The following is a 17307-nucleotide window of genomic DNA, read 5'->3' as shown; positions in this document are numbered from 1 at the left end:
TTGATTATGAAAAGAATATTTGAAGTGGCTCCTTGGAATGTAGTCACACACAAATTGGATAAGGAAAATAAACGATTACAAGAAAGCTTAACTAGTTTAGGTAATGGTTACATGGGAATGCGTGGTAATTTTGAAGAAGATTACTCAGGCGATAGTCTTCCTGGTAGCTATTTAGCAGGTGTTTGGTATCCTGATAAGACACGTGTCGGCTGGTGGAAGAATGGTTATCCAGAATACTTTGGTAAAGTTATCAATGCCGTTAATTTCATTAAGATGAACTTTTTAATCAACGGTTCTAAATTAGATTTATACACTGATAAAATCAGTGACTTTACACTTGATCTTGATATGAAGAATGCTCTCTTAAAGCGTTCATTCATTGTTGAAAAAGATGGAGTTAAAGTAAAATTTAATTTTGAAAGATTTTTAAGTGTTGCTCAAAAAGAACTATCTGTTCAAAAGGTCAGCTTTGAAAACTTGTCAGATGATTCTGTTGAAGTTAAAGTTATTTCTTCATTGGATGCTAATGTGAAGAATGAAGATGCTAACTATGATGAACACTTCTGGGAAGTTTTGGAAATTACTGATAACAGTATTATTGCTAAGACAAAGCCAAATGATTTTGGTACACCAAGATTTACATCAGGCATGCAAGTTGGTTATGTAACTGGACTTAAAGAAGTCGATCAAACAGTCGATAAATTAGAAACTAGCAAGACTTTCGTAGCGGATTTGAAGGCTCATGAAGTTGGTACGATTGAAAAACGTGTTGCCGTAGTTACATCACGTGATTACGAGACAATTGATGACTTAAGAGATGCTATGGAGGGTATTGCCGCCAAAGTTAGCGGTGTTTCTTATGAAGATTTGTTAAATGCACATGAAAATGTTTGGGATAATCGTTGGAGTCAATCTGATATTAAGATTGATGGTGATACTGACGCTCAACAAGGTATGCGCTTCAATCTCTTTGGATTGTTCACAACATATTCTGGTGAAGATTCACGCTTGAACATTGGGCCAAAGGGCTTTACCGGTGAAAAATATGGCGGGGCTACATATTGGGATACTGAAGCCTTCTGTATTCCGGTTTATCTAGGTGTTTCCCAACCAGAAGTATCACGTAATCTACTGATGTATCGTTATAACCAATTGAAAGGCGCCTATATCAATGCCGAAAGACAAGGATTAAAGGGTGCGTTATATCCAATGGTTACTTTCAACGGTATTGAATGCCATAATGAATGGGAAATCACTTTTGAAGAAATTCATCGTAACGGCGATATAGCTTTTGCCATTTATAACTACACTCGTTATACAGGTGATAAGTCATTTGTTCTTCATGAGGGTAGTAAGATGTTGACTGAGATGTCACGCTTCTGGGCTGACCGTGTTCATTACAGCAAACGTAACGAACAATATATGATTCACGGTGTTACTGGACCAGATGAATATGAAAATAATGTCGACAATAACTGGTACACAAACTTCTTGGCTCGTTGGACTTTGAAGTATACTCTTCAAATTCTTGGTGAAGTAAGTAAAGATCAATTTGAAAAGTTGAACGTTTCTAAAGAAGAAATGGATCACTGGCAAGACATCGTAGACAAAATGTATTTGCCATATGACGAAGATCTTGGCATTTTCGTTCAACATGATGGCTTTTTGGATAAGGACATCCAACCAGTTAGCTCCATTCCAAAGGATCAATTACCAATTAATCAACATTGGTCATGGGATAAGATTCTACGTTCACCATATATTAAGCAAGGTGATGTTCTTCAAGGTATTTGGGATTTCATCGATGATTTCTCAGAACGTGAAAAGAAACGCAATTTTGATTTCTACGAACCATTAACAGTTCACGAATCAAGTCTTTCACCGGCAATTCACTCGGTTTTGGCCGCAGATCTACATTATGATCAGAAAGCGGTTGCATTATATGAGAGAACAGCTAGACTAGACTTAGACAATTATAATAATGATACTGCAGATGGTTTGCACATTACTTCAATGACAGGTGGCTGGTTAGCCATGGTTCAAGGATTTGCGGGTATGCGTGTTCATGATGATGGTACTTTGAGTTATAAACCATTCTTACCTAAGAAATGGAACAGTTACTCATTCAGACAAGTATTCAGAGGTCGTGTTATCGAAGTAGCCGTCAAGGAAAATGGATCAGAATTTAAGTTGGTATCTGGTGATCCACTTCAAATTCAAGTCAACGATAAACCACTAATGCTAAAATAATTGTAAACTTAAGATGTCTGGAAGTTATTTCAGACATCTTTTTATCAAAGGAGTTAATAACGCGATATGGTAAAATTTGAACAAATTAAAGGTTTCATCTTCGATTTAGATGGAGTAATTGCTAATACTTCAGTTTTCCATGCAAAGGCATGGCATCAATTGGCAGATAAATTAGGTGTTACATGGACTGAAGATTTGGCTAACCAACTAAAAGGTGTTGGTAGAATGGATTCACTTAACCTGATTTTAAAATCTGGTGGTAAAGAAAACGATTACACAGAGGATGAAAAGGTTAAGTATGCTACTGAAAAGAATGACAACTACTTAGGCCTTTTAAAAGGACTCACTGATAAAGATATTCTTCCTGGTATGAAAGAATTTATTGAAGATTTAAGTGCAAATAATTATTTGATTTCATTAGCTTCATCTTCTAAAAATTCTCCAAAAGTATTGGAAGCGCTAGATTTGGAAAAATACTTTGATGCTAGAGTCGATCCAAGTACTTTGAAGAATGGAAAACCAGATCCAGAGATTTATGTTCGTGGTGCTGAAGTATTGAACTTGAAACCTGAAGAATGTATTGGACTTGAAGATGCTGTTTCAGGTATCAAATCAGTTAATGGTGCTCATGAAACATCTGTTGGTATTGGTGACCCAGAAATCTTAAATGAAGCCGATATTAACTTCACTGATACATCGCAAGTAACATTAGCAAACATTAAGAAGGCAATGAACTAAAAAAAGAGGGGTAATAGAATGGGAATTTCAAAAACAATTTTTGGGGAAATTGATTCTGAACCGGTTTACCTCTATAAAATTACTAATAAGAATCAAACAAGTATTAGCGTTATGAGTTACGCTGCAACTTGGCAAAATTTTGAGGTCGTTGAGGATGGTAAAAAACATTCATTGATCGAGCATTTTGATAATTTGGAAGACTATATCAAAACACCTTATCAAGTTGGTAAAACAATTGGTCGTGTGGCTGGAAGAATTAAAGATGCTACCTTTAAAATCAATGATGAAAGTTATCAAATGGAACAAAACGAAGGTGAAAACTTTTTACATGGTGGTAGTCATGGACTCCAATATCAAAACTTTTCCAGCCGACAAATTTCTAATAAGGCCGTGATGTTCAGTCATACCGTAAGAGGCGAGGATGGTTTTCCTGGAAAACTCGAGGTCAATGTTATTTATATGTTGACTGATGACGATGAAGTTTATATTACTTATGGAGCAAATACTGATCACGATACTTTGTTCAATCCAACTTGTCACGTTTATTTTGATGTTGATGATGAAAATATTACTCAACAACAATTACAAATAAATTCTGAGAAATTCTTGGAAGTCGATGATGGGAAGATTCCTACAGGACAGTATTTACCAACTGAGGGACCTTATGATTTCAAGCAGTTCAAGACAATTGGTAAGGGATTGAATCAATTATCATTATTAGATAAGCATGAATATGACGATACCTTTGTCGTTGACGGACATGCTGCTACAATAAAATCTGATAAGCGTGCCGTTGACTTGTATACGGATCGTAATGGTATGGTTATTTTTACCGCCAATCCTGAAGATGCCCAAAAAGCCGCAAAATATAATTACAGTTGTCTAGCAATGGAATTACAAACGTTGCCAGATGCTATTCATCATCCGGGCTTTGGAGATATTGTTTTAAGTAAGGATAAGAAGGTAGCTTATACTAATAAGTATAAATATCGTAAGTTGGATTAGAGACTGGTTATCGATTAATATTGCCATGCTATTTAGTTCAAATGAACGTGTTGACGAATTTAACAGTTTAAATTTTAAAGAAAAATAATCGGTATAAAAATTCTGGAATTAGAATTTTTGTACCGATTTTTTTAATATTTATGAATACGTGTTATACGAACTATATACATAAAATGTATTGACCTTGTTCGATGTTAGACGTTATATTTAAAAAGTTAAATAAATAGGGAGGGAAATAATAGCAATACCACGATTTAAAAATAAAAGGATAACAGAGTAGAGAATAAAGCGTTAAGTGTCAAAAAGACGGAATGTGCTTTTGAACGAAGAAGTAAATTCGCGGTTTTATTCTCGCATTCGCTGCATAATGATATGTAGCAGCTCTAAGAGGAGATGCTCAAAATGAACAAAAAAAACAGTATTTATGCAATTTCAACAATGGGTCTTTTAGTGGCAATGATGATTGTCTTAACTAATTTTTTAAGTATTCAGACACAATTTTTACGTATTTCATTTGATTTTATACCACGAGCCATTTTAGGAATGCTTTTTGGTCCACTTTGGTCTGGAATTTCATCAGTAGTAGCTGATGTTGTCGGGACAACACTATTTGGTAAAGCTGGATTCTTTATTGGTTTTACATTAAATGCGCTGATTTCAGGTGTGTTATACGGACTTTTCTTCTACAAGAAAGAAATTACTTTAAAAAATACTTTCATCTGCGTTTTACTAAATACCCTTATTATTAGTTTGTTCTTAACACCACTATGGTTATCAATTATGTATCACGTACCATTCTTTAATATGGGACTTTGGATTCCTAGAATTATCAAAGCAGTCGCTATGCTCTTTATTCAAACCGGTTCAATCATGTTCTTTGGCAAGGCACTACCACTAAAAATGCTTGCCAGTCGTTATATGGCAAAGGGATAAAAATGTTTACAACAGGCTCGAAAGTTATTGAATGGATTATTTCACGAGGTTATTTTGGTAGTTGTCCAGGATTAGAGCGTATCACTGAATTATTACGTCTACTTGGTAATCCTGAACTAACTTATCCAACAATTCATGTTGCGGGGACTAATGGTAAAGGGTCAACAACACGTTATTTGGCTAATCTATTACGTGCTGACGGATTAAAAGTAGGTACGTTTAATTCACCATTCATTAAGGATTTTACTGAACAAGTGGAGATCAACGGACAAGAGATTGGTAATTCTGATTTAGTTAAACTTGGTAATCAGATTAAACCGTTAGTTGAACAAATGGATAATCAAAAGGAATTCTATGGTATCACTGAATTTGAAATTCTTACTGGGTTAGCATTTTACTATTTTAAAAATCGAGTGGATGTGGCGATTATTGAAGTAGGTATGGGTGGCCTACTAGATAGTACCAATGTTATTGAACCGGAATTGACTGCTATTACGACAATTGGATTAGATCACACTGCCTTTTTAGGGGATACAATTGAAAAAATTGCTTATCAAAAGGCGGGTATTATCAAGAAAAATACGCCATTAGTTGTTGGAAATATCTCTGAAAATGCTTTGAAAGTCATTGAAAATCAAGCGTTTAAGAAGAATTCATCAGTGTATGTTTGGAAACGAGATTATCAAACTGATTATCAGGGATTTGTTGAACAACAGTTTGAAAAATTTGATTTCCATAATCATGCGGTAAAACTAAAGAATTTGGAAACGCCACTGATTGGTCATCAACAAGTTGAGAATGCAGCTGTGGCATTGGAAATGTACTATCTTTATACACAAAAGCATAATTTATCTTTTGATGAAGAAAAAATAGCTAATAGTTTACTAGAAACTAAATGGCCAGCTCGAATGGAAATTATTAATTCGAAACCTTTAGTTATTATGGATGGAGCACATAATCCCCATGCTATTAAAAGATTAAAAGAGAATCTTTTAACTGACTATCAAGATTATCATGTAAAAATACTATTTTCGGCTATTGTTACCAAAGATATTGGAAAAATGCTGGAAGAGTTATTACAGATACCTAACGTTGAAATCACTATGACTACTTTTAATGATGAAAGGGCTTTGAAGCTAGAAGATTTTAAAGCTTGGCAACCACGGATAAAATTGACTGCAAATTGGCATGAAGCTTATCGTAATTTAAAAGACAATTTGAGGTCTGATGAGTTACTTTTGATTGCGGGGTCACTGTATTTTTCATCAGAAGTACGTTCACAAATCAAATAAGAGATTGAGATGTAATTATTCAAATTATGTCTCAATCTTTTTTGTTATTCAAAAAATGAATTTGTCTAAATACAGGATAAGTATTAGACGAATGTACGTCCTACCTTTATTCTAAGGGTAAAGAGGTAAGAAAATGAATGCATTAGATAAGGCTTTAAAGGGTGGAGTCCTAAATTATAGCGAGGCTGATTTCAAATTGGTTGACCAAACGGTAGAAAAGAATACGCAAATAATTAATAAGATTAATTATCAAAATAATACAATTGATGAACGGCGTGAACTGTTTAGTCGCTTGTTTGGTTATCAGGTTCCTAGTACTAGTGACATTAAGGCGCCATTCAATGCTGATCTAGGATGTCATACTTTTGTTAAAGAGAATGTCTTTATCAATAAAGATTGTTTCTTCATGGATTTGGGTGGTATCTGGATTGATGAAGGTGCTAAGTTGGGTCCGAGAGTGAGTCTAATTACAGTGAATCATGGTGAAGCACCTACAGAAAGAAGAACATTGATTACTAAGTCAATTCATATTGAAAAGAATGTCTGGTTGGGAACTGGCGTCACAGTACTTCCTGGGGTGACGATTGGAGAGAATTCAATTGTTGGAGCGGCTTCAGTGGTAACTAAGGACGTGGCTCCAAATAGTGTTGTGGTTGGTTCACCAGCTAGAAAAATTAGGAATGTTAGGGGATAAATTATGATGACAGAACATGAAAAATTATTAGCCGGACAAGAGTACGATTATCGAGATCCTGAATTACAACAAATGATTGTACGTGGTAAAAAAATGATTCAAGAAATCAATACTCAAATTGATGTCAAAGAACGAAATGAGACAATGAAATCATTGTTCAAGCATGTTGGAACTAATTTAACAATTAATGGGCAATTTGGTGCTGTCTATGGCTCACATATCAGTTTTGGTGATGATGATTTTATCAATGGCAACTGTTATTTCCAAGATTCCAATTTAATCACTTTGGGTGATCGTGTTATTGTGGCTCCGGATACTAAATTCTACTGTGGTGAGCATTCGATAGATGCCAGTCATCGTTTTGGCGTTCGTGAAGATGGCAGTCATTATTTGATTACACATACAGAACCCATTTCAGTTGGTGATGATGTTTGGATTGGTGGCAATGTGACAATTATTGGTGGTGTCCATATTGGTAATAATGTAATTGTTGGTGCTGGAGCTGTAGTTGTAAACGACGTACCTGACAATTGCGTTGTCGGAGGCGTTCCTGCTAAAGTAATCAAAAAGTTACCTAGTTTAAAAAATTAATGAGGCGGATAATTGTGAAATTACTAAAAAAACCGATTTTCAGCTTGTACAAATTAAACATCGATCCTAAGAATAGGCAGGCTTTTCTAACAGAAGGGATGAATAATTTAATAACTTCTCATCGAAATGAAATGGGTACTTTGATGATGTGTGCTACACATGAAGATGAAGCCGGTAGTGTTAACTATATTTTTGAAATGTATCGAGATGAAGCAAGTTACCAAATTCACGCTGGCTCGCCACAATTTCAACGTTATGCTGAATTTGCTCAGAAAGTGGTTCAATCTAAGGAGATTCACAAATTAAACTTAGAGATGATTCAGACAAATGATCAAGCATTAGAGATTAAAGGTGAAAATCCGTATTTTGCCCGTTTGCTTGAAGTAACTACAGATTATAGCAAGTTAGAGACTTTAAAAAATATCTCTCGAGATACTATAGCTAGTTTTGTAAGTAATACTGACCCTGGGCATTGGGTAATAATTGATATCTTTCAGAACAAATCAACTATGAAAAAAGAAAATATTAGTCAACAGTTATCAAAGATTTCAACTGAATATTCGATTCATGAGTTGGATATTGATACAATGGTTAATCAAGCTAGTTTAAAATTAGAATAATTAGCAAATTTAAGTAAACGTTTTCAATAGTCTGCTACAATAGAGTATGTAATTATTTATAAAGCAGACGAGGACTTTAAAATGTCAAAATATTTAGTATTTATGGATTTGGATGGTACGCTTTTGTCAAGTGACCATAAACATATTTCAGTTCGTACAAAGGCTACAATTGAACGTTTACAAAAGCACGATGTTAAATTTTATATTGCTACAGGAAGAATGTATGAGTTGGCTAAGATTACTCAGAATTTGTTGAATCCTGAAGTTGGCCTAATTACCTCTAATGGAGCCGTTTTCGATGGTATCAATGGTCGTGAAGTGACTTTGTTAGGCAGTAAAACGGTTGAATTGGCTTATCAAATAACGCAAGTTAATAAGCTGCCAATGATGTTGTTTACACCTGAAACAGCTTACTTTACTGAAAAGATTCCACATTTTATTGCTCAGAACGCTGGTAACTTTGATGAGGCCTTTGGATATAAAGAAATCGAGAATTTAGAGGAGTTACGTCAAGTAGCTGATAAGATTACTAACGGAGTCGTCTTGAGTCGTGGGGATATGGATGAATTAAATCAAGCCAAAGAAAAATTAGCTGATAGTAAGAAGTTACGCTTGTCATCATCAGGACCCGATAATATCGAAATGATTCCTTTGAAGACTGATAAGGCCACGGCTGTTCAACAAGTTCAGTGGGAACAACGTATTGATGCTGATCATACCTTTGTCTTTGGTGATGGCATGAATGATTTAGGGATGATGCAACAGGCTAAATATTCGGTTGCTATGGGTAATGGAGTAAGTACGATTAAAGAGCAAGCCAACTATGTGACGGAGACGAATGCTAAAGATGGTATTGCCGTATTCTTAGAGAAATTCTTTAAAGAAGAATTCTGAAAAAGTTAAATATCAAAAACTCACAAAATACAATATTTGTGAGTTTTTTTAGTTAAGGTGATTGAATTAGTTAGTTGTAAATGTGTATAATGTAAGCGTTATCGTTAGTTTTTTGTTTAAAAAAACTAACTAAATTTTTCTTGATAGGAGGCTGTAAATAGTGAAATTTACAAATGGTTACTGGATGAATCGTGAAGAATATCAAATTGATTCACCGATGGAAGCTTATGATGCACAAAAAGATGGGAATAGTCTAAAAGTCTTTGCACCGTTTAAAAGGGTTTTAAGCAGAGGTGATCAACTCAATTTAGGAGCAACAACTATAACACTGACTTCTCCTATAGAAAATGTTATTGGTGTTAAACTGGAACATTTTGATTCTGAAGATCATGGTCCTAGTTTTAAAATTAATAATTTGAACCCTAAGGTGGACATCCAGGTGAAGGATAAATTAGCTTCCTTAGAAAGTGGTGATTTAAAAGTATCATTACCATTGAATGATGATTTTTTAATGAAGTTTACTGCTAATAATCGTTTGGTCACTGAATCAGTCCAAAAGGCTCAAGGAGTTATATATAATCGTGATAAAAAACTGAGTTACATGCGTGAACAATTATCAATGGATATTGATGAAAAGATTTATGGGTTAGGAGAAAGATTTGGTAATTTTGTCAAGAATGGTCAGTCTATAGATACTTGGAATCAGGATGGTGGAACGGGAAGTGAGCAAGCTTACAAGAATATCCCGTTTTATTTAAGCAGTAATGGTTACGGTGTATTTGTAGATGAACCTCAAAAAGTTTCATTTGAAGTAGCGTCAGAAAATGTTGATCGGGTACAATTCAGTACTGAAGGTCAGTCATTACAATATTATGTAATTTATGGTCCAACATCTAAAGAAGTATTGCATCGCTATACTCAATTAACTGGGAAAATTAATTTACCGCCAGCATGGTCATTTGGACTTTGGCTAAGTACTTCATTTACAACCGATTATAGCGAGAAAACTGTTCTTAAATTTATTGATGGTATGAAGGAACATAATATTCCTTTGGATGTTTTCCATTTTGACTGTTTCTGGCAAAAGGGTTTTGAATGGTGTACTTTAGCGTGGGATAAAGATCAATTTCCTGATCCTGTAGGATTATTAAAAAAGATTCATGAACGTGGTGTGAAAGTTTGTGTTTGGTTAAATCCGTATATTGCTCAAAAGTCACCACTATTTAAAGAGGCCAAAGAAAAAGGTTATTTAATTAAGCGTCAAAATGGTGATGTATGGCAATGGGATTTGTGGCAAGCAGGCAACGGCTTTATTGATTTTACTAATCCAGCTGCTAAAAAATGGTATCAAGATAAATTAAAAGAGTTATTAGATATGGGTGTAGACTGCTTTAAAACTGATTTTGGTGAACGTATACCTGTCGATGATGTTCAGTTCTATGATGGTTCAAATCCACAACAAGAACATAATTACTACACATTACAATACAATCAGGCAGTTTACGATATTATCGCAGAAGTTAAGGGTAAAAAAGAAGCCGTTGTTTTTGCTCGTTCAGCGACGGTGGGTTCTCAATCATATCCTGTTCACTGGGGTGGTGACTGTCTATCTAACTATAATTCTATGCGTGATACCTTACGTGGTGGTTTGTCATTCTTAGTATCTGGTTTTGGATTCTGGAGTCATGATATTGGAGGATTTGAGGATGGCGATGATCGACCAACGCCTGATTTATATAAGCGTTGGACCCAATTTGGATTGTTATCATCCCATAGTAGATACCATGGAAGTAACGTTTATCGTGTACCATGGAATTTTGATCAAGAAGCTGTTGAGAATACTAGACGTTATGTAAACTTGAAATTATCATTGATGCCATATCTTTATACGCAGGCCGCTTATGATGCCAAATTTGGTAATCCCTTGATGAGACCAATGTTCTTAGAATTTGGGGACGATCCTAATGTTTCGGATTTAGCTACGCAATATATGTTTGGTTCTCAAATTTTAGTTGCACCGATCTTTAATAATCAAGGAAAGGCACACTTCTATTTGCCAGGGGGTAAATGGACTAGCTTGTTAGACAATAAAGTTTACCAATCACCTAAGTCAGGAGAATGGCTAAATGAAAAATTTGATGAATTAAGTTTGCCAATTTTAGTACGTGAGAATACTATTCTAGTGCGTAATGAAAAGACTGTTCATGCTGAATATGATTATACCAAGGATGTTGATATTCACTTGTATCAAATAAAAGAAGGAACCGTCTCAACTAATATTGTCAGTTCTAAAGGACTAGAGGCAGCTTCTATTAGGGTTCAAAAGGATGATCAGCAAATTAAAGTGTCAACTGTTGGCATTAAAGGTAAAGTAAAGGTATATTTGCATGAGGATGAAAAGACTATACAAAAAGAATTAATTGATAATCAGGCTTTGTTTAATTTAGAATAAAATTATATTGGCAGATTCGTTTAAAGAATGGATCTGTCTTTTTATTGCTAATAGTTGCTGACTGGTCTATACATATGTAGTATATAATTAGGATTATTAAATTGTTTATATTAAAGCCGTTGAGAGGGAATGTTTAATGAATAGATTAACTATTAGAAGGATAAATGAGCTGAATGTATTGCGCGAAGTGTTTAACCAGACACCAACCTCTCGAGCTGCTGTAGCAAAGAAATTGGGATTGACTAAGTCGACTGTCTACAATATTTTTACTAAATTGGCTAATGATAATTTGGTATATGACATTGGTCAGGGAAATAGTACCCGCAGCGGTGGACGTAAGCCAGTTTTGACTAACTTTAATTCTCAAGCTGGATATACTATAAATACAAAAATTAATCAGACCACGATTAGTTGTATGACAAATTGGTTAGATGGAAGTATTGTGAATTACCAGGAGTTTCCCATTGATGGCAAAGATGCATCTAAACAATTGCTAGCGTTGTATCAAGCTATTAAATTGTCTACAATTGATAATGTTGATTTAATGGGGATTTCTGTGGCAATTTATGGAGTCGTTAAGGACAATCATATTGTTAAAGCTATGAATCATGATTTAGTTCAGTATGATTTGGTTCAAATTTTGCAAAGTAGATTTAATGTGCCAGTATTGTTAGAAAATGAGGCTAATCTAGCGGCTTTGGCGATAAAGGATTTTTCAGGTGGTTCAATTCAGGATGCTGTGGCACTTAGTTTAACTGATCAAATTGGAGTAGGCTCAATCATTAATGGTCAACTTTATTCAGGAAAAAATAGTCAAGCTGGAGAAATCGGTTCTGCCAAGTATTACGGCTTGGGTAATAAAAGCTCATTGCCTTTAGAAGATGTCGGTTCTGATCAAGCTATTTTTAAGCAAATTCAGGATTTAAAACAGTCTTCAGTAGTGATTGCGGATATTCGTCGTTGGTATGACTTGGGGGATGAAGTTGTGCAAGAAGTTTTGAAAAATTTTGAAACTAGTATAATTATTATTTTACAAAATATCTTCTTATTATTTGATCCTGAAAAGGTGGTCATAAGTTCTCGAGTCTTGCGGGCGATTCCTGAAGTAATGGAACGTATTGAAAAAGAGTTGTCGCAAGTAGTAGATCATGAATTTAATATTGAAGTTTCTGATAGTGTAAGTAGTAATAGTTTATTGGGCGGTTGTGCGATGATAACTAGAGAAATATTAGAACTTCCAGACGCCGACCTACAATTTAAAAATAGAACTATGCCCACAGTTAGTGAGTGATGAAAAGGACTGATACAGAGATATTAGTCTTTTTTATTTACAATTATTTCGAATAAATTTTCGAATAAGGACTTGACGTTCTTTTAGAAAACGGTTACATTTTAGTTAGTTCTTTTAATGAAAAAACTAACTAGGAGGGTTATTTATGAAAAGTATTATTTCTGGATTCCAAAATAAATTTTTGCCGGCTTTAGCAAAATTTGGAAATCTGAAGTATATGGTTGTACTTCGTGATGGAATGATTATTACAATTCCATTTACTATTTTCGGCAGTATTTTTATGATTGTCGCCAATTTGCCATTTACTTGGTGGGCCGATTTTATTAAGCCTATCTCAGGCTACTTGAATGCTGCTGTAACAGTTACTTTTGGTATTTTAGCTTTGATTGTAGCTATGGGAATTAGTTATCAATCAGCTAAGGCTAATAAGCTTGATACAATGACAGGAACAGTTATTCCTACTGTTGCATTCTTATTGGCCATGTTGAACAATAAGCTGACTATCGATCCGGCCGATCTTGGATCAGGTGGTATTTTTACAGCTATTGTCATTTGTATTATTACTAGTGAAATTATTCGTTTCTGTGTTGCCCGTAATTGGACGATTGAATTACCTGATTCCGTTCCACCTGCAGTTGCCAAATCATTTTCATCTTTGATTCCTGGTTCAATTGCATTGTTCCTTGTTTGGTTAGTTAGAGTTGTGTTACATGTAAATATTAATTCAGTTATTCAATTGATTTTCTCACCACTTGTTGTCGGACTAGATAGCATTTGGGGTATTGAATTGGCTATTTTCTTGGTTGTTGCTTTATGGGTTGTTGGTGTTCATGGTACTAACGTAATTGGAAGTATTTATACACCAGTATTCTTAAGTTTCTTAACAGCTAATATTAATGCCGTATCTAAAGGACATGCTCCAGTACATATTGCTGCCGATGGTTTCTTGAATTTTGGATTGACTATTGGTGGTACAGGTGCCATTTTAGGACTAGTTCTTTGTATGTTTACTGCTAAGAGCAAACGTTACAAGGCTATGCGTAATCTAGGATTCATGCCTTCAGTCTTTAATATCAGTGAACCTATTATGTTTGGTTTACCTGTCGTTTTAAATCCTACTTTGATGGTTCCATTTATTGTTACACCAATGGTTCTTGAATTTATTACATATTATCTTATGAAATTTGGTGTTATTGGAATGATCGTAGCTCAAGTTCCTTGGACAACACCTACAATTATTAGTGGATTCCTTATGACTGGTGGCGATTGGCGTGCATCTCTTTGGCAATTGATTGAATTGATCATTGCTGTTGCAGCATATTATCCATTCTTTAAAGTTTTAGATCGTCAAGAGTTAAAGGTTGAACAAGCTGAGGAAGCTGAAAAAGAAAATACAGTTACAGATGATTCAATAGATGCTGACACTTCTGTAAAGGGAGCTTAATTAATGTATTATCAAAAATTAAAAAAATTTCCTAAGAATTTTCTTTGGGGAGCTGCTTCGGCCGCTTATCAAATTGAAGGTGCTTTTGATGAGGATGGTAAAGGCCCTTCAATCTGGGATACTTTTTCTAAAATTCCTGGTAAAACTTTTAATGGTACAAATGGTGATGTTGCTGTTGATCATTACCATCGATATAAAGAGGATGTCCGTTTGATGTCAGAGATGGGATTGAAAGCTTACCGTTTTTCAATTGCGTGGTCGCGGATAATTTCAGATGGTGATGGTGATGTTAATCCAGAAGGTTTGAAGTTTTATGATAATTTGATTAATGAATTAATAAAATATCAAATTGAACCGATTGTCACCTTGTATCATTGGGATATTCCCCAGGCCTTGCAAGATAAATATAATGGTTGGGAATCTAGAAAAACCATTCAAGCCTTTAAAAAATACTGTCAAACTGTTTTCAAAGCATTCGGAGATCGAGTTAAATATTGGGTAACGTTTAATGAGCAGAATGTTTTTACAGCAATGGGCTACCGATGGGCATCACACCCACCTAATGTTAATGATGTTAAACGGATGTACGCGGCTAACCATATTGTTAATCTTGCCAATGCTGAAGCAATTAACTTATTCCATCAAATGATTCCACAAGGAAAGATTGGACCTAGTTTTGGTTATGGTCCAACCTATCCAATTACAGCAGATCCTAATGATGTTTTAGCAGCCGATAATGCTGATGATTTTAATAATAATTGGTGGTTAGATGTTTATTGTCGAGGAACTTATCCAGCTTTAGTCATGAATCATTTAAGGGATCTTGGCATTGCTCCAGAGGTGACTTTGGATGATGAAAAACTATTGAAATCGGCCAAGCCTGATTTTCTAGGTATCAATTATTACCATGGGGGGACATTTCAACAAAATCAAATTGAACATCCTGATAAAACTACACAACATGAAAAGGATTTTTCTAAAACTGATCCATATTTGATGCAACCTAAAGGTACTCAGGCACAAACACCGGAGATGGCAATGTTTAACAATGTAGAGAATCCTTATTTGCATAAGACGCAGTGGGGATGGGAGATTGATTCAGTGGGTTTCAGAATCTCGTTACGTCGAGTGTACGAAAAATATCAGTTACCAATAATGGTTACTGAAAATGGTTTGGGAGCTCACGATAAATTAGAAGACAATAATGTGATTAATGATCAATATCGAATTGATTATTTACAAACCCACATAACCGAAATGCAACGTGCTTTGACCGATGGCGTAAATCTATTAGGATATTGTGCATGGTCCTTTACAGATTTACTAAGTTGGTTGAATGGATATAAAAAGCGTTATGGCTTTGTCTATGTCGATCGTGATGATAACGGTCCTAAAAATTTGACGCGAATACCGAAGAAGAGTTTTTATTGGTATCGTGATTTTATACAAAGAAATTCTTAAATGAAAATCTCCTAGACTAAAAAGTCTAAGAGATTTTTTTGGTTATTTGATCATTCATACCATTTAAAACTTATGATTAACATAACTGGTATTTAATACAAAAATAAATTATCAATAATTCAATAGTTATTTTTTCTTTTTTTGTTACAGTTTAGTTACTATCAGTGAACAAAACTGTAACTTTCATTCATTGTCAAGATTTCTGCTTTATAATTTGTTTTGTTGCGATAGCGACGAAAGGGAGAAGGGAATTATGGCTTTGAAAAGAAGAATTATTGTAGCTCTTACTACAGTAATGTCGATAGTTTTGTTTTTCGTGGGTGCAACAGATGTCCAAGCTGCACGTGCTGATATGGTTGATGTGTCCAATAACAATGGGGCGATGACCGTTTCTAATTTTACTGATATGCATAATAATTATGGTATCAAGGCAATTGTTACTAAAATTAGTGAAGGTACATCATTTAAGGATGCAACAGCTGCTGGTAATATTGCAGCCGCTAAGTCTGCTGGTTTGTATGTTAACGGATATCATTATGCTAGATACAGTACTGTCAGTGGTGCTAAGGCCGAAGCTGACTATGCTGCTAAGATTGCTCAAGCTGATGGTTTACCAAGTGGAGCTGTTTTAGCAACTGATGTTGAAAGTTCAGAACAACAACATTTATCAACAGCTCAAAATGATGCTAATAACGCAGCCTTTATGAGTGAAGTTGCTAAGTACGGATATCGTTCAGCTATTTACACTATGGGTTCATGGGTTGGTACAACTATGACAGTAGATCAAGGTTGGATTGCTGCATATCCATACAATGCTACAGGTGTAGAAGAATACACTACTCACCATGCATGGCAATGGTCAAGTTCATACACATTCAATGGTAGTTATGGAAACTTTGATGTTTCAGAATTGTATGACAACTACTTTGCAAGCTATACAGCACCAGCAGGTTCTAGCTCAACAACTACGACAACTACAACGGACAATAGTGGTTCAAATAGTACAGCCTCAACTGACAGTGGTTCAAACAGTGCCAGTGCAAGTAAAGATATAATTACTGTAAAGAATTCTTCTAGTAATTACGTTCCTGTCATGGCACTTCAAAGTGATGGCTCAATGAAGAGAGTCACTACCGAAGTTCTAGGTAATAACACACCATGGCAAACTGATCAAACTAAATCAGTTAACGGCGTAACATATTACCGCGTTGCTACAAATGAATGGGTTGCTGCAAGTTATGTAACTGGAAACAGTTCAGTATCTGCATCCACTAATAGTGGCTCAAACAGCTCATCTAGCAGTAGTAAAGTAATTAAGGTGAAGAATCCTTCAGGATTATACGTTAAGCTTCAGGCTTTACAAAGTGATGGTTCAATGAAAGATGTTACTACTGAAGTTTTAGGTAATAACACACCATGGAAAGTAGATCAAACTAAGGTTGTTAATGGCGTAACATATTATCGAGTTGCTACTAACGAATGGGTTAACGCAGCTTATGTTATTGCTTAATAAAATTTGAAATTATTTTGGATGTTGTGAATATTCACAACATCTTTTTTTATGGAAAAATAAGTAGCTTGTCCTTTGCTTTAATTTTTAGATTCCTTTATAATAAAATCACAACAAGGGAGTAACTTGCAG

Annotated in this window: 14 protein-coding genes and 1 riboswitch; all 14 genes read left to right on the top strand. The window is 34.9% G+C overall.

Going from position 1 to position 17307, the window contains the following annotated elements; translation table 11 throughout:
* Nucleotides 1-6 precede the first annotated feature (6 nt).
* The 14 genes from FC97_RS11655 to FC97_RS11590 all read left to right on the top strand — a co-directional run bounded on the left by FC97_RS11655 (nucleotide 7) and on the right by FC97_RS11590 (nucleotide 17175).
* Nucleotides 7-2250: a glycoside hydrolase family 65 protein gene (locus tag FC97_RS11655; protein WP_056968265.1), complete on the top strand. Its 2244-nt coding sequence runs from the start codon at nucleotides 7-9 to the stop codon at nucleotides 2248-2250.
* Between the two features lie 66 nt (nucleotides 2251-2316).
* Complete coding sequence (gene pgmB / locus FC97_RS11650; RefSeq protein WP_054641886.1) at nucleotides 2317-2988, top strand: beta-phosphoglucomutase; 672 nt, start codon at nucleotides 2317-2319, stop codon at nucleotides 2986-2988.
* An 18-nt stretch (nucleotides 2989-3006) separates the two neighbouring features.
* Nucleotides 3007-3993 (top strand): aldose epimerase family protein, encoded by a 987-nt coding sequence (locus FC97_RS11645; protein WP_054641885.1) that lies wholly within the window; start codon nucleotides 3007-3009, stop codon nucleotides 3991-3993.
* A 270-nt stretch (nucleotides 3994-4263) separates the two neighbouring features.
* Nucleotides 4264-4358: riboswitch (THF riboswitch) on the top strand.
* A gap of 28 nt (nucleotides 4359-4386) precedes the next feature.
* A complete protein-coding gene (locus tag FC97_RS11640; protein ID WP_173585298.1) occupies nucleotides 4387-4926 on the top strand; it encodes a folate family ECF transporter S component in 540 nt (179 codons plus the stop codon).
* Between the two features lie 2 nt (nucleotides 4927-4928).
* Nucleotides 4929-6218, top strand: coding sequence for a bifunctional folylpolyglutamate synthase/dihydrofolate synthase (locus FC97_RS11635; RefSeq protein WP_054641883.1), 1290 nt, complete (start codon nucleotides 4929-4931; stop codon nucleotides 6216-6218).
* Nucleotides 6219-6351: 133 nt separating this feature from the next.
* Nucleotides 6352-6912 (top strand): LbetaH domain-containing protein, encoded by a 561-nt coding sequence (locus FC97_RS13595; protein ID WP_225868638.1) that lies wholly within the window; start codon nucleotides 6352-6354, stop codon nucleotides 6910-6912.
* 3 nt (nucleotides 6913-6915) lie between these two features.
* A complete protein-coding gene (locus tag FC97_RS13590; protein ID WP_054641882.1) occupies nucleotides 6916-7503 on the top strand; it encodes a maltose acetyltransferase domain-containing protein in 588 nt (195 codons plus the stop codon).
* 14 nt (nucleotides 7504-7517) lie between these two features.
* Nucleotides 7518-8123 carry a putative quinol monooxygenase gene (locus FC97_RS11620; protein WP_054641881.1) on the top strand — a complete coding sequence of 202 codons (606 nt, stop codon included), beginning with the start codon at nucleotides 7518-7520 and terminating at the stop codon, nucleotides 8121-8123.
* A gap of 81 nt (nucleotides 8124-8204) precedes the next feature.
* A complete protein-coding gene (locus FC97_RS11615; RefSeq protein WP_054641880.1) occupies nucleotides 8205-9017 on the top strand; it encodes a Cof-type HAD-IIB family hydrolase in 813 nt (270 codons plus the stop codon).
* A gap of 160 nt (nucleotides 9018-9177) precedes the next feature.
* Nucleotides 9178-11469 carry an alpha-xylosidase gene (gene yicI, locus FC97_RS11610; protein ID WP_054641879.1) on the top strand — a complete coding sequence of 764 codons (2292 nt, stop codon included), beginning with the start codon at nucleotides 9178-9180 and terminating at the stop codon, nucleotides 11467-11469.
* Between the two features lie 136 nt (nucleotides 11470-11605).
* A complete protein-coding gene (locus tag FC97_RS11605) occupies nucleotides 11606-12760 on the top strand; it encodes an ROK family transcriptional regulator (protein ID WP_054641878.1) in 1155 nt (384 codons plus the stop codon).
* A gap of 145 nt (nucleotides 12761-12905) precedes the next feature.
* Complete coding sequence (locus FC97_RS11600) at nucleotides 12906-14204, top strand: PTS sugar transporter subunit IIC (RefSeq protein ID WP_054641877.1); 1299 nt, start codon at nucleotides 12906-12908, stop codon at nucleotides 14202-14204.
* A gap of 3 nt (nucleotides 14205-14207) precedes the next feature.
* Nucleotides 14208-15665 (top strand): glycoside hydrolase family 1 protein, encoded by a 1458-nt coding sequence (locus FC97_RS11595; RefSeq protein ID WP_054641876.1) that lies wholly within the window; start codon nucleotides 14208-14210, stop codon nucleotides 15663-15665.
* A 253-nt stretch (nucleotides 15666-15918) separates the two neighbouring features.
* A complete protein-coding gene (locus FC97_RS11590) occupies nucleotides 15919-17175 on the top strand; it encodes a GH25 family lysozyme (RefSeq protein WP_054641875.1) in 1257 nt (418 codons plus the stop codon).
* Nucleotides 17176-17307 lie beyond the last annotated feature (132 nt).

Source organism: Companilactobacillus kimchii DSM 13961 = JCM 10707 (genome assembly GCF_001435445.1).
Taxonomy (GTDB): domain Bacteria; phylum Bacillota; class Bacilli; order Lactobacillales; family Lactobacillaceae; genus Companilactobacillus; species Companilactobacillus kimchii.
The sequence above is the reverse complement of the archived record's forward strand: the minus strand, read 5'-3'. Positions and strand labels throughout refer to the sequence as shown.